General features: G+C 73.3%; 13 protein-coding genes. 7 read left to right on the top strand and 6 right to left on the bottom strand.

The features are described 5' to 3' along the window. Positions 1-81 precede the first annotated feature (81 nt). Positions 82-288, bottom strand: coding sequence for a hypothetical protein (locus H1A17_RS01490; RefSeq protein WP_145920222.1), 207 nt, complete (start codon positions 286-288; stop codon positions 82-84). Positions 289-425: 137 nt separating this feature from the next. Between H1A17_RS01490 and H1A17_RS01485 the strand changes: the two genes are divergently transcribed. The 5 genes from H1A17_RS01485 (at position 426) to H1A17_RS01465 (ending at position 5,299) form a co-directional block, all read left to right on the top strand. Further along, positions 426-818, top strand: coding sequence for a YciI family protein (locus H1A17_RS01485; RefSeq protein ID WP_228542724.1), 393 nt, complete (start codon positions 426-428; stop codon positions 816-818). A 9-nt stretch (positions 819-827) separates the two neighbouring features. Continuing rightward, a complete protein-coding gene (locus H1A17_RS01480) occupies positions 828-2,081 on the top strand; it encodes an RNA polymerase sigma factor (protein ID WP_194820832.1) in 1,254 nt (417 codons plus the stop codon). 77 nt (positions 2,082-2,158) lie between these two features. Further along, positions 2,159-3,295: a M20 family metallopeptidase gene (locus H1A17_RS01475; RefSeq protein WP_145920225.1), complete on the top strand. Its 1,137-nt coding sequence runs from the start codon at positions 2,159-2,161 to the stop codon at positions 3,293-3,295. Between the two features lie 74 nt (positions 3,296-3,369). Further along, a complete protein-coding gene (locus H1A17_RS01470; RefSeq protein WP_145920226.1) occupies positions 3,370-4,521 on the top strand; it encodes a glutamate--cysteine ligase in 1,152 nt (383 codons plus the stop codon). 178 nt (positions 4,522-4,699) lie between these two features. Next, the gene (locus H1A17_RS01465; protein ID WP_228542723.1) at positions 4,700-5,299 is read left to right on the top strand and encodes a nitroreductase family protein; all 600 of its coding nucleotides are present in this window, start codon (positions 4,700-4,702) and stop codon (positions 5,297-5,299) included. On the opposite strand, the gene H1A17_RS01460 is transcribed toward H1A17_RS01465, so the two are convergent. The 5 genes from H1A17_RS01460 to H1A17_RS01440 all read right to left on the bottom strand — a co-directional run bounded on the left by H1A17_RS01460 (position 5,283) and on the right by H1A17_RS01440 (position 10,419). After that, positions 5,283-6,827: an NAD(P)-binding domain-containing protein gene (locus H1A17_RS01460; RefSeq protein WP_194820830.1), complete on the bottom strand. Its 1,545-nt coding sequence runs from the start codon at positions 6,825-6,827 to the stop codon at positions 5,283-5,285. The two genes, H1A17_RS01465 and H1A17_RS01460, sit on opposite strands and share 17 nt — an antisense overlap. 122 nt (positions 6,828-6,949) lie before the next feature. Continuing rightward, the gene (locus tag H1A17_RS01455; protein WP_145920229.1) at positions 6,950-7,822 is read right to left on the bottom strand and encodes an endonuclease/exonuclease/phosphatase family protein; all 873 of its coding nucleotides are present in this window, start codon (positions 7,820-7,822) and stop codon (positions 6,950-6,952) included. A 218-nt stretch (positions 7,823-8,040) separates the two neighbouring features. Beyond that, positions 8,041-8,178 carry a hypothetical protein gene (locus tag H1A17_RS01450; RefSeq protein WP_168222505.1) on the bottom strand — a complete coding sequence of 46 codons (138 nt, stop codon included), beginning with the start codon at positions 8,176-8,178 and terminating at the stop codon, positions 8,041-8,043. A 174-nt stretch (positions 8,179-8,352) separates the two neighbouring features. Beyond that, positions 8,353-9,990 carry an LLM class flavin-dependent oxidoreductase gene (locus H1A17_RS01445; RefSeq protein ID WP_194820829.1) on the bottom strand — a complete coding sequence of 546 codons (1,638 nt, stop codon included), beginning with the start codon at positions 9,988-9,990 and terminating at the stop codon, positions 8,353-8,355. Between the two features lie 141 nt (positions 9,991-10,131). Further along, complete coding sequence (locus H1A17_RS01440; protein WP_194820828.1) at positions 10,132-10,419, bottom strand: DUF1905 domain-containing protein; 288 nt, start codon at positions 10,417-10,419, stop codon at positions 10,132-10,134. Between the two features lie 87 nt (positions 10,420-10,506). Here H1A17_RS01440 and sthA point away from each other — a divergent pair, with 87 nt between their 5' ends. Then, positions 10,507-11,910, top strand: a complete 1,404-nt coding sequence (gene sthA / locus H1A17_RS01435; RefSeq protein WP_145920232.1) for a Si-specific NAD(P)(+) transhydrogenase — start codon at positions 10,507-10,509, stop codon at positions 11,908-11,910. A 144-nt stretch (positions 11,911-12,054) separates the two neighbouring features. Further along, positions 12,055-13,266, top strand: coding sequence for an ROK family transcriptional regulator (locus H1A17_RS01430; protein ID WP_145920233.1), 1,212 nt, complete (start codon positions 12,055-12,057; stop codon positions 13,264-13,266). Positions 13,267-13,383 lie beyond the last annotated feature (117 nt).

Below are 13,383 nucleotides of genomic sequence, written 5' to 3'. Positions count from 1 at the left end.
GTTGGTACCCCGACCGTGGAACGATCATGCCCGGCCGGCGTCCCGTTGACCATGGGCGGCCCGGATCGACCCGGCCGACGGTCAGTGGTGCTCCTGGCCCCGGTGGATCGTGTCGCCCTGGGCGAAGTGGCGTTCCGCTTCGTACCGGTGCTGTCTGGCCTGGGCGTCCCGCCGGGCGGCGCGGTCCTCGGCCCCGACGGTGCGGGCCCGGTCGCGCCAGGCGGCCCAGCCGACCGTGCCGATCATCACCAGGGCCACCACCCCGAGCACCAGCCACATCGTCGTCATGCGGCCACGGTAGGTGACCGCCGCCACCGGCCCGGTCGGCGGTTAGCCTCGGGTCCGGTGTCCGGATCGGCCCGGCGGCTCCGACGTCCCGGATGTCCGGCCGCACCCGGCGGCCGAGAGGAGGGCCCGTGAAATACATGATCATGTTGTACGGCTCGCAGCGCGACTACGACGCCATGGCCGGCCGACCCGGGGCGCAGCCGCCGATGACGCCGGAGCAGGTCGCCGCGATGCACGAGCACATGGCGGCGGTGCACCAGGAGCTGGCCGAATCCGGCGAACTGGTCGACGGGCAGGGGCTGACCGCGCCGGTGCACGCCCGCCGGGTACGGCTGCGGCAGGGCACGACGGTGGTGACCGACGGGCCGTACCCGGAGACGCAGGAGGTGCTGGCCGGGTTCACCATCGTCGACTGCGCCGGCTTCGACCGGGCCACCGAGATCGCCGCCCGGTTCGTCGACCCGGACGCCGAGGGCGGGTACGTCGACGTACGACCGGTCGCCGACGGCATCGACGACCTGGACGGCTGACCCGGCGCGATGGGACCGTCCACCGTCGAGGACCTGTTGCGCGTGCTCGCGCCGCAGGTCCTCGGTGCGCTCGTCCGCCGGTACGGCCACTTCGACACCGCCGAGGACGCCGTCCAGGAGGCGCTGCTGGCCGCCGCGACCCGCTGGCCGGTCGACGGGCCGCCGGAGCAGCCCAAGGCCTGGTTGATCACCGTGGCCGCCCGTCGGTTGACCGACCTGCTCCGCGCCGAGCAGGCCCGGCGACGGCGGGAGGACGACGCCGGCCGGGGGCGACGGTGGCTCGCCCCGCCGGCCGACCACCGGGAGCCGGGCGACGACAGCCTGGTGCTGCTGTTCCTGTGCTGTCATCCGGCGCTGCCGCCGGCCGCCCAGGTGGCGTTGACCCTGCGCGCCGTCGGCGGGTTGGGCACCGCCGAGGTGGCGCGGGCGTTCCTGGTGCCCGAGGCGACCATGACCCGCCGGATCACCCGCGCCAAGCAGCGCATCCGGGACAGCGGGCTGCCGTTCGCGCTGCCCGACGCCGACGAGCGCGCAGCCCGGGTCGACGCCGTCCGGCAGGTGCTCTACCTGATCTTCAACGAGGGGTACGCCAGCACCACCGGCCCGCGCCTGCGCCGGGTGGACCTGTCCACCGAGGCGATCCGGCTGACCCGGCTGCTGCACCGGTTGCTGCCCGACGATCCGGAGGTGACCGGGCTGCTGGCGTTGATGCTGCTCACCGAAGCCCGGGGCCCGGCCCGGGTCGGCCCGGACGGTGAGCTGGTACCGATGGCGGAGCAGGACCGGAGCCGCTGGCGGGCCGACCAGATCGCCGAGGGGGTGGCCCTGGTCAGCGCGGTGCTGCCGCGCGGCGACATCGGGCCCTACCAGCTCCAGGCGGCGATCGCGGCGGTGCACGACGAGGCGGCGAGCGCCGGGGCGACCGACTGGGCGCAGATCGAGGCCCTCTACGGGGTGCTGCTGGGAATGTCGGACAACCCGGTGGTGGCGCTCAACCACGCGGTGGCGGTGGCCATGGCCCGGGGTCCCGCCGTCGGGCTGCGCCTGCTCGACGCGCTGGCCGACGACCCCCGCGTCGGCGACGACCCCCGCCGGCACGCCGCCCGCGCGCACCTGCTGGAACGCTGCGGCGACCTCGCCGGCGCGCGGGCGGCGTACGCCCACGCGGCCCGCCGCTCGACCAGCCTGCCCCGCCAGCGCTACCTGTACGGCCGGCTGGCCCGGCTGGCCGACGCCGGGGACGGTGAGCACGGCAACGGATGACCGTCACCGGGCGGCGCTGCGATGGTGGACGGGTCGCCTGGCCAGGCCCGTCACTGTCTTCGAAGCTGGAGGGCTCGATGGACCATCCGCGCGATCTGCTCGACGCCGCGACGAAACTGCGCACCGAGATGGTGGACCGGCTGGGTGTCCTGGTCGCCGCCGAGTCGGCCCCCGGCGACCTGCCCCACCTGGAGTCCTGCGCCGACCTGCTCGCCCGCTGGGGCGAGGAGGTGCTCGGCCGGCCCGCCGAACGCATCGTCGTCGACGGGCTGCCGCACCTGCTGTGGCCGGCGGCCCGGCAACGGGTGCTGCTGCTCGGCCACTTCGACACGGTCTTCCCCACCGGCACCGTCCGGTCCCGGCCCTTCACCGTACGCGGGGACGTCGCCACCGGCCCCGGGGTGTGCGACATGAAGGCCGGGATCGTGCAGATGTTCACCGCACTGGGCCTGCTGGCCGACACCTCCCGGGTGGGGGTGCTGCTCACCTGCGACGAGGAGAGCGGCTCCGGCACCTCCCGGCCGCTGATCGAGCGCGAGGCGCGCCGCTCGGACGCGGTGCTGGTCTGCGAGGCGGCCACCCCGGACGGGCAGGTGAAGGTGGCCCGCAAGGGCGGCTCGGTGTACCGGGTCATCGTGCAGGGCCGGGCCGCCCACGCCGGGGTGGAACCCCAACGGGGGGTGAACGCCACCGTCGAGGTCGCCCACCAGATCCTCACGCTGCGCGCCCTCGGCGCGGGGCACAGCGCCGGCACCTCGGTCACCCCGACCCTGCTGGCGGCGGGCACCACCACCAACACGGTGCCGGAGCTGGCCAGCCTGGCCGTCGACGTCCGGGCGTGGACCAGTGCCGAACTCGAACGCGTCGACCGGGCCATCCACGGGCTGGTGCCGTTCCTGCCCGAGGCGACGGTGGCGGTGGAGGGTCGTATCGGCCGGCATCCGATGCCCCCGGAGCTGGCCCGGCCGCTGCTGGAGGTCGCCCAGTCGGTCGCCGGCCGGCTCGGCCTGCCGGCGCTGGGCGGGGCGCACGCGGCGGGTGCGTCCGACGGCAACTTCACTGCCGCGCTGGGGGTGCCGACCCTGGACGGGTTGGGCGCGGTGGGTGGTGGGGCGCACGCCCGCGACGAGTACGTCCACCTCGACCGGATGCCGGAGCGCACCGCCCTGCTGGCCGGTCTGGTCGACCAACTGTCCATGAAGGAGTGCGCCTGAGCGCGGTCCGGCCGGCGGGGCCGTAGGCTACCCCCTGTCGGCGAGCGACCGACGGGCAGGGGTCGGACGCGCGCATGAGTACGGCACAGCGGTCGGGGTCGTCCGTTCCCCTGCTCGGCGTCGAGGAGGAGTTCCTCGTCGTCGACGCCGAGCGGGGCGAGGTGACGCCGCACGCCGCCACGGTGGTCGACCGGGCCCGCCCGGCGCTCGGCGGCCGGGTGGGTGGCGAGATCACCGAACTGCAGATCGAGACCCGCACCGATCCCTGCCACGCGGTGGCGGATCTGCACGCGCAGCTCGTCGAGGCGCGTGCGGCGTTGCAGGCGGCGGCGGGTCGGGACGGGCTGCGGGTGGTCGCCACCGCTTCCCCGGTGCTCGGTCCGGCGGTGCCGCCGCCGATCACCCAGGGGCCCCGGCAGGACCGGGGCAACGCCACCTACCGGGGGCTGCACGACGACCTGGCGATCTGCGCGGTGCACGTGCACGTGGAGCAGCCGGACCGGGACCGGGCGGTGCTGGTCGGCAACCACCTGCGTCCGCACCTGCCGGTGCTGCTGGCGCTCACCGCCAACTCGCCCTTCTGGCGCGAGCGCGACACCGGCTACGCGAGCTGGCGCAGCCTGACCTGGCAGCGCTGGCCGGTGGCCGGGCCGCCGCCGTTCCTGACCTCGGCCCGGCAGTACGACGCGCACATCGACCTGCTGCTCGACGCGGGCGCGATGGTCGACTCGGGGACGATCTTCTGGGACCTGCGGCTGTCGGCCCGCCATCCCACCCTTGAGGTGCGGGTGGCCGACATGCCGATCACCGCCGCCGAGTCCGCCGGGTTCGCCGCGCTGGTCCGGGCCCTGGCGATGGTCGCCGCGATCGCCGTCGAGCGGGGCGACGAGGGGCCCCGCACCGACCCGGACCTGATGCGGCTGGCGTACTGGCGGGCGGCCCGCGACGGGATGGGCGGCCACGGTGTCGAGGTCGGCACCGGCCGGCTGCTGCCCGCCGGGGTGCTCGCCGCGCAGCTGGTCGAGCTGGCCCGGCCGGCGTTGGAGGAGACCGGCGACGGCCCCCGGGTGCAGCGGTGGCTGGCCGGGCTGGCGGCCGACGGCGACGGGGCGGCCCGGCAGCGGGCGGCGGCGGCCACCCGGGGCCGGCTCACCGACGTGGTCGCCGCGCTGGTCACCGCGACCGCTCCGGACGTGCCCGATGGGCAAGACAGCACACTGGCGTAACGACGAACCGGCGCGCCTCGGAAATGCTGGGAGCAGCCGGCCCACGCAGCCCTCGCGTCCACTGTGGACTGAGGACAGGCGGTGGTCGGCGGTGGTTCTCCCAGGGAGGCGACAGATGGCCGACACGGTCCTGCTACCCACCGTCCCGATCCGACTCGAACGCCGTCCGGCGGCGGACATGGTCCGCGCGGCGGAGGCGTTCGCCGACCAGATGGCCCGCCGCCGTTCGGTGCGCGACTTCGCCCCCGACCCGATACCCGAGGGGGTGATCGAGGCGGCGATCAGGGCCGCCTCGACCGCCCCCAGCGGGGCCAACGTGCAGCCGTGGCGGTTCGTCGTGCTGACCGACCCGGCCCGCAAGCGCCGGCTGCGCGCGGCGGCCGAGGCCGAGGAACGCGACTTCTACCAGCGGCGCGCCCCGCGGGAGTGGCTGGGTGCGATCGCCGCGCTCGGCACCGACTGGGAGAAGCCGTTCCTGGAGACCGCACCCGCCGTCATCGTCGTGTTCGAGGTGCACCAGGGGCCGCACAGCCCCAAGCCGTACTACGTCAAGGAGTCCGTCGGCATCGCGGTCGGCCTGCTGATCACCGCGCTGCACCAGGTCGGGCTGGCCACCCTGACGCACACGCCCAGCCCGATGCGGTTCCTCAACGAGGTGTGCGAACGCCCGCCGGAGGAACGACCGAACCTGGTGCTGCCGGTCGGGTACCCGGCGCCGGACGCGCGGGTGCCCGACCTGGCCCGCAAACCGCTCGACGAGATCATGATCCGTCAGTGAGGTCCCTGCTGAGGAAGCGCACCAGTGGCTCCACGTGCCGGTCCGGCCGCCGCCACTCGGCCAGCAGGTCCTCCAGCAGGTGCTGCTCGGCCACCAGTTCGCCGTGGCGGTACCGCCGGATCACCGGGTGGATGAAGGCGCTCTCCCGGGCCCGGTCCGGGATCGGGTGCCGTTCGATGGCGAACACGTCGCCGTAGTCGTCGCGGCCCCAGCGCAGGGCCAGGGTGTAGCAGTGGGCGGAGTCGGCGAACCGCTGCACGGCGTAGTCCTCCGGCAGGTCCTCGTAGTGCCGGAAGTCGCCGGTGGCGTCGTCGCGGACGAAGACGTCGCAGAGGTACTCGAACTGGGTCCACAGCGCCGAACTCCAGTTGACCCGGTCCAGCATCACCTTGGTCAGCGAGGCCGGCTCGCCCGACGCGGTGGCGACGGGCAGCGGCACGTCGTCGTACCGCTCCCGCAGCAGCCGGGTGAAGGTCCGCAGGTTGTACCGGAACCCGTCGATGAACGGCGACGAGGCGTGCTTCACGTCCCGCGCCTGGGCGATGGTGCCGGCGAAGTACAGGTCGTCGACGTTGCTCGACTGCCAGTCGGGGCGCAGGCCCGGCATCCGGCCGTCGCGCACCATGTCCGGGGCGCAGGAGGCGTCGAACAGGGAGGTGTCCATCCGGAAGCCGGTACAGCGCAGCACCTCGTGATAGTCGAGTTCGGCGGTCTCGCCCTGGGCGTGGGTGTAGGTGATCGAGACGCGGAACCTGCCGTCGACCGGCCGGATCTCGTCGATGGTGCAGTCGAGCACCGAGTGCAGCGTCTTGAACTGGTAGCTGTCGAGGATCGCGCCGTACTGGCCCCGGACGTCGCCGGGGTGCTTGGTGTTCCAGGCCAGCCGCAGCGGCTGCCGGCTGGCCAGGTGCACCATCGAGGCCTTGCCGAGGATCGACGAGGCGGTCTCGAACGCCGAGTTGCCCTTGCCGATGATCAGGACCCGCTTGCCGGCGTACCGGTCGGGGTCGACGTCCATCTCCTCGTAGCCGGTGGCGTGCTCGATGCCCTTGATGTCCGGCACGAACGGCCGCCCCCAGCCGGTCGCCACGATCAGGCACCGCGCCCGCACCACCCCCCGGTCGGTCCGGACGGTGAACCCGTCGTCGTCGCGGGAGACGTGCTCGACGGTGGTGCCGTAGCGGACCCGGAGCTGGTGCACCCGCTGGAACTCGGCGAGGTACCGCACCAGGTCGTCGGCGGCCGGCAGGTACTCCTGGCTGAACTTCGGGAACAGCAGCTCCGGGTCGTCGTTGAGCAGCGAGTTCCAGTCCCACCGCAGCCGGATCTCGGGGTCGCTGCTGTCGGTGTGCACCTTGTTGAGCGAGATCAGGCGGCGGTGGCGCGGGAACCGCCGGAAGAAGCCCCCCGGCTCGGCGCCACGTTCGAGCGTCAGGTAGTCGGCGCCCTGCTGCTGAAGGTAGTAACTCAGCTGTAGGCCGGCGGGCCCGGCTCCGACGATGACGTACGTGTGCGCGGTGTCGACCATCAGGTAACCCTTCGATGCGGAGGCGGTTCCTCCGACGATGAAGTGGACCACGAGATGTGTCAATGGTCGACGGCCGGGCGACGGCGGTCGGTCCCCCGGGGACGGCGGCGGAGGGCCGCCGGCTACGACGCGATGGTGAAGGCCGCCACCACGCCGTTGTGGTCGGACCTGGTGCCGCTGACGATGCTGTAGTCGGTCATCCACATCTCGCGGTACTCCTCCAGGCGCTTCCAGAAGTAGACGTAGTCGATGTGCCGGTTGCCGTGCGTCCCGGTCCCCTTCTCGCCGTACAGGTTGTAGCAGGAGCGCAGGTTCGGCAACTCGTTGGCCTCGAACACCTGCCAGGGGAACTTCTGGTAGCCGTACGCCCGGTCGGCGCTGAAGTCGACGTTCAGGTCGCCGCTGACGATGACCTGGCCGGAGTCCTTCTTGGCGGCCGCCAGCGTCTTGAGGGCCTGGAACTGCTGCTCGGCGCAGGCGGTCCGGGGCAGATCCTCGGGCCGGCCGTTGTTCTCGATGCTGGCGTTGGCGTGCGCGTTGAGGTGGTAGACGCTGCGTCCGGTCGCCTTGTGCCGGTAGCGGACCCAGTTGTTGTAGCGGGCCGGCGGCACCTCGCCCGGCCCGTTGGTGTCGCACACGAAGTTCGACCCCTTGTCGAGCACGTCGAACATGCTCTTGCGGGCCAGCAGCGCCTCGTTGGCCGCCTGCGTGGGTTCGGGCGCGTACAGCCACCAGCCGTTCGCGGCGGCCCAGTCCTTCAGGTACGCCTTGCGGTTGCCCACCTCGTTGAGCCCGACCAGGTCCGCCTTCGCGGTGACCAGTTCCAGGTCGTGGACGAAGTCGGCCTGGTTCAGCTCGTTGAGGATGTTCAGGGTCCCCGCCGTGAAGGTGGAGTTCGCGGCGGCGGGAGTGGCCGGCACCAGGCTCACCAGCAGCACCGCCGCGCCGACGAGCGCACCTGCGCCACGCGCCGACCATCGTTGTCCGCGTGCCATGGCTGTCCTCTCCGGAGCGCTGACGACCGGCGCGACACGATCCGACCGTGAAGGAAGGTTACCTTTGTCAACTCCGGGCAGGTAGCTTAGTTTCACTCTCCGGACAACGGGAACGCATTGTCGGCAGTGAATAACCGATTGCTGCCGGGGAGATCCCATGCACCCACGAAGGACCTGGCGACCGGCGCTGATCCGCCGGGCGGGCCGTCGTGGGCCGGTCAGTCGTCGCGCTGGCGGCCCGACCGGCGGGTGGCACGGGCGACCACGACGGCGGCGGCGAGGCTGAGCGCGGCGGCACCCAACTGCAACAGGCCGTCGAGCAGATCGACGAGGTCGGCGAGAGAGGTGGATTCCACTGTGGCCTCCGGGGGTTGGTCCCCCGCCGTCCGCGTGCTGCGGAGGCGGCCCCCCGGGCCCGACGGTGACATCCACGGGCGCCACCGGAATTATGGCACGGCGGTCCGAACGGCGTCACCCGCCGACCACTGCCCGTCGCCGGGCCGGGCCGGCACCGGGGCGACGCCGGCCGGTCAGAGCTGGCCGGGGTAGAAGCCGTACCGGGCCAGGGGTTCGACGATGTTCCGTTCCTCGTAGGACAGGTGCGACAGCAGGGTGTCGGTGAGCACGTCCACCGCCTGCTGGAGGTCGGTGAGCCGCCCCGGGTCCCCGATCAGCGCGACCAGGGCCCGGTCGACGCCCTCGACGACCTCGTGGATGACGACGTGTTCCTGCTCCAGCCGGTCGATCACCGGGGCCAGCCCCGGATCGGCCCGCCGCAGGTGCGGGAAGATCGCGTCGTCCTCCAGCCCGTGGTGCTGGGTGACCAGCGTGCAGTAGGCGGCGCAGTACGCCCCCAGCGTCCAGTTGTTCTGCCGCAGGGTCATCCGGTTGAGCGCGCCCCGGGCGTCCCCGGCGGAGACCACCCCCCGGCGGACCTGGTCGAGCAGGTCGCGGATCTCCCCCAGTTCCCGACGCAGGTGGTCGTGCACGTCGACCAGGTGCCCGCCGACAGCCTGGGCCTGCGGGGAGTAGACGTGCCCGGCCGGGGCGGGCGGGGCGACGGGCCGGGTCGACTCGTCCCAGAGCCGGTGGTCGCTGTGCCGTACCTCCGGTGCGGGGGTGGGGGTGACCGCGAGCCCCGGCACGCCCCCGGCCCGGACGGTCTCCCGCCGGCCCTGCGCCGGTCCCGCCGCACCGGCCGGCTCCGCAGTACCACCCGCCGGCCCGGCCGGCTCCCCCGGCGGTGGCACGGCCGGCGCGGGGGCGGTCGTGCCGGCCCGCTCGGCGGCGACGAGTTCGCGGACGCCGGGGGCGACCTCCTGGGCGAAGAGCTGGATGCTGGCAGGGTCGTCGGTGCCGAGGACGAACCCGGAGGTGCCGTGCTCCAGCACCAGGTCGGTCAGCTCCCGCACCCACTGCCGGGGCGGCCCGTCGAGGAACCCCGTGCCGGTCCGGGCGAACCGGCCGGAGACGTTCAGCAGCCGCCGCACCTCGGCGGGGTCGCGCCCGGCCTCCGCCGCACCCTCGTCGACGAGCGCGTTGAGCCCGGCCAGGTCCGCCGGCCCGTTCGACAGGTACGCCAGCGACGGCAGCCAGCCGTCCGCCGTGCGCCCCACCAGCCGCAGCAGCCTCGGCTTGTACGCGCCGACCCAGATTCCCACCGGGTGCGCCGGGGCGGGGCCGCGCTTCGCGCCGACCACCCGGTAGTGCTCGCCGTCGACCCGTACCCCGCCGCGCCGGTCGGCGGCCCACACCTCCCGGATGATCCGGATCGCCTCGTCGAGGGCGTCCACCGCCTGCCCGGGGGTGCGCCGTCGGCCCCCGTTGGCCTCGATGGCGTCCCAGAACGCGCCCGTGCCGAGGCCGAGTTCGACCCGGCCGCCGCTGAGCAGGTCGAGGCTGGCGACGCTGCGGGCCAGCACCACCGGCTGCCGCAGCGGCAGGTTGAGCACGTTGCCGGCCAGCCTGATCCGGCTGGTCGCCGCCGCCAGGTAGGACATCAGCGTCCAGGTGTCGAGGAAGCCCGGCTGGTAGGGGTGGTCCTGGAACGTGACGAGGTCCAGGCCGACCTGTTCGCAGAGCCGGGCGCGGGCGACGACCTGCTCCGGGTGCCCGGCGTCGGGGGTGAGGAAGCCGCCGAACAGCAGCTCGTGTCCGTAGTCGGTCATGACGCTGCCGTCACCTGCCCCCTCGTCGCGTCCGGCGTCGCCCGGCCCGGTGGGGCGACCGGCCCACCGTAGCGCCGACCTGCGCCGACCCGCCGGGCGGTCGCGGGTTTCGGGTCAGCGCGGGGTGGGGCGCCGGTGCGCTCAGACGTCGACGGTGAGGTGCACGGCCACCCGGTCGCCCACCGCGAGCCCCTCGGCCGTCCGCACCCGGGTCTTCACCGGCACCAGGTAGCGCCCGTCACGGGGAAACAGCGACGTCCGCCAGCGGGTGTCCCCGATCCGGGCCGTGACCGGGACCATCCCCCAGCCGTAGCTGACCGCGGCGGACGCCGCCGCGAGCTCCGCGCACCCGTCGTCGGGGACGGTGACGAAGTGCCAGGGCGCGGGTCCCCTCCACCACCACAGTTCGCCGCTGAACGCCAGTTCCACCCGGTCAGGATAGGAACAGCGCCCCGGCACGGCCACCGGGACGATCACGACTGGCACATCTTGCGACCGCTTGCGAGGCTAGGAGCCGTGTATGACTACGACCTGTTGGTGCTGGGCTCCGGGCCCAGCGGTCAGAAGGCGGCGATCGCCGCCGCGAAGCTCGGTAGGCGGGTCGGCATCGTGGACCGCCGCGACATGATCGGTGGGGTGTGCATCAACACCGGCACCGTCCCCTCCAAGACGCTGCGGGAGGCCGTGCTCTACCTCACCGGCCTGAGCCAGCGGGACCTGTACGGCAGCAGCTACCGGGTCAAGGAGGAGATCACCGTCGGTGATCTGGCTGCCCGGACGCAGCACGTGATCAGCCGGCAGACCGACGTCATCCGCAACCAGCTCGCCCGTAACCGGGTCGCGTTGATCACCGGCACCGGCCGGTTCGCCGACCCGCACTCGATCTGGGTGGACGGTGGCTCCGGCCACGAGTCCAAGATCACTTTTGACAAGATCGTCATCGCTGCGGGCACCCGCCCGGCCCGGCCGGACAGCGTCGACTTCGACGACCGGACGATCGTCGACTCCGACGGGGTGATCAACCTCCAGGCCGTGCCGCGCAGCATGGTGGTGGTCGGCGCGGGCGTGATCGGCATGGAGTACGCCTCCATGTTCGCCGCGCTCGGCACGAAGGTGACCGTGGTGGAACGCCGCGACGGGATGCTCGACTTCTGCGACGAGGAGATCGTCGAGTCGCTCAAGTACCACCTGCGCGACCTGTCGGTGACGTTCCGCTTCGGCGAGGAGGTCGCGGCGGTCGAGAAGCACGAGACGGCCGCGCTGTGCGTCCTCAAGAGCGGCAAGAAGATCGTCGCGGACACCGTCATGTACTCGGCCGGCCGGCAGGGGCAGACCGACGACCTGGCCCTCGACGCGGCCGGGCTGGAGGCCGACCGGCGCGGCCGGATCGCGGTGGACGAGCACTACCGCACCAGCGTCGAGCACATCTACGCGGTCGGTGACGTGATCGGCTTCCCGGCGCTGGCGTCCACGTCGATGGAGCAGGGCCGGATGGCGGCACTGCACGCCTGCGGGGAGCCGGTGCGCGAGCTCCAGGAGTTGCAGCCGATCGGCATCTACACGATCCCGGAGATCAGCTTCGTCGGGAAGACCGAGGATGAGCTGACCAACAGCGCCACTCCGTTCGAGGTCGGCATCGCCCGCTACCGCGAGCTGGCCCGGGGGCAGATCGTCGGCGACTCGTACGGCATGTTGAAGCTGCTGGTGTCCCCGCAGGACGGGCGGCTGCTCGGGGTGCACGTGTTCGGCACCGGCGCGACCGAGATCGTCCACATCGGGCAGACGGTGATGGGCTGTGGCGGCACGGTCGACTACCTGATCGACACGGTCTTCAACTATCCGACCCTGTCCGAGGCGTACAAGGTCGCCGCGCTGGACGCGTCCAACAAGATCCGCAACATCACCCGGATCGAGGGGTGACCCGCCGGCTGTCGCGGGCCCGGCGTCGGGCCCGCGACAGCCGGCGGGCACGGTCACCGTCCGGGTACGCGAGGTGGCTGGCGGCCGTCGACGCCACTACCCTCGACGGGTAGTCAACCGCCGATCGACAGGGTCCGCCTCGTGATGCCGAGAAGTCCGACCGTGGACGGGCAGTCGCCGGGTGACAGCCGCCGCCGGAGCCTCGGGGCGCTGCTGCGGCGGGTGCATCTCGGTGGCCCGGTGTCGCGGGCCGGCCTGGCCGAGTGGCTGGGCGTCAACCGCAGCACGGTCCTGGCGCTCACCACGGAACTGGTCGCGGCCGGCCTGGTCCGGGAGGGCTTCCCCGAACTGACCGGGCGGGCCGGTCGGCCGTCCCTGGTGGTCCGGCCGGCCGCCGACCGGGTGTACGTGCTCGCCTTCGACATCGCGGTGGACCGGCTGGTCGCGGCCCGGGTGGGGCTGGGCGGGGCGATCCAGGACCGCCGCGAGGCGCACCGGGCCCGCGCGGGCGCGGACCTGGACACCGTCGTCCGCGTGCTGGCCGACCTCGGGCGGCAGTTGCACGGCACGGCGGCGTCGGGGGCGACCTGCGTCGGGATCGGCGCGTCGTACTGCGGGATGATCCGGCCGGGCGACGGGATGGTGCGCTTCGGGCCGGACATGGGCTGGGTGGATCAGGCGTTCGGCGCGGAACTGGCCCGCCGGCTCGATCTCGGGCTGCCGGTCCTCGTCGGCAACGAGGCTCACCTGGGCGCGGTGGCCGAGCACCAGCGCGGGGTGGGTGTCGGGGTGAACAACCTGGTCTACCTGCACGGCGACGTCGGGGTCGGCGGCGGGATCATCGTCGGTGGCGAACTGCTCGGCGGCGACGGCGGGTACGGCTCCGAGGTCGGTCACATGCTGGTCAACCCGTACGACGGCAGACCGTGCGGGTGTGGTTCGCGCGGCTGCCTGGAGGCGGAGGTCGGGGAGCGGGCGCTGCTCGACGCGGCGGGTCGGCCCGCCGACCGGATCGGCCGGGGCGCCGTCCGGGAGGTGGTGGACGCGGCGGACCGGGGCGACCCGACGGCCCGGGAGGCGCTGCGGACCGTCGGCGACTGGCTGGGCATCGGGGTGGCGAACGTGATCAACCTGTTCAACCCCGGCATGGTGATCTTCGGCGGGATGCTGCGGGAGGTGTACCGGGGCTCGGCGGCGCACGTGCGGGAGCGGATCGCCGTCAACGTCCTGCCGGTCTCGCGTACCCGGGCGCAGCTGCGGGTGTCCGCCCTCGGCGACGACGCCACCCTGGTCGGCGCGGCGGAACTCGGCTTCACCCGGCTGCTCGCCGACCCGTTGGGGATGCCGGTCGGCTGAGCGGCCGGCCGAAAACCGGTTGGCGGGAGCGGTCCGGTGGGCCAGGCTGACGGGCATGACGTACTGACGGACACCTCCGCATCCCGCCCGCGCCGCGCCGCGCGCCCTCGCACGCCG

Origin of the sequence: Micromonospora sp. S-DT3-3-22 (genome assembly GCF_015354745.1) — a bacterium.
GTDB classification, from domain to species: Bacteria; Actinomycetota; Actinomycetes; order Mycobacteriales; family Micromonosporaceae; genus Micromonospora; species Micromonospora wenchangensis.
Note: the sequence above shows the minus strand (reverse complement) of the source record. Positions and strands in the feature narration are given on the sequence as shown.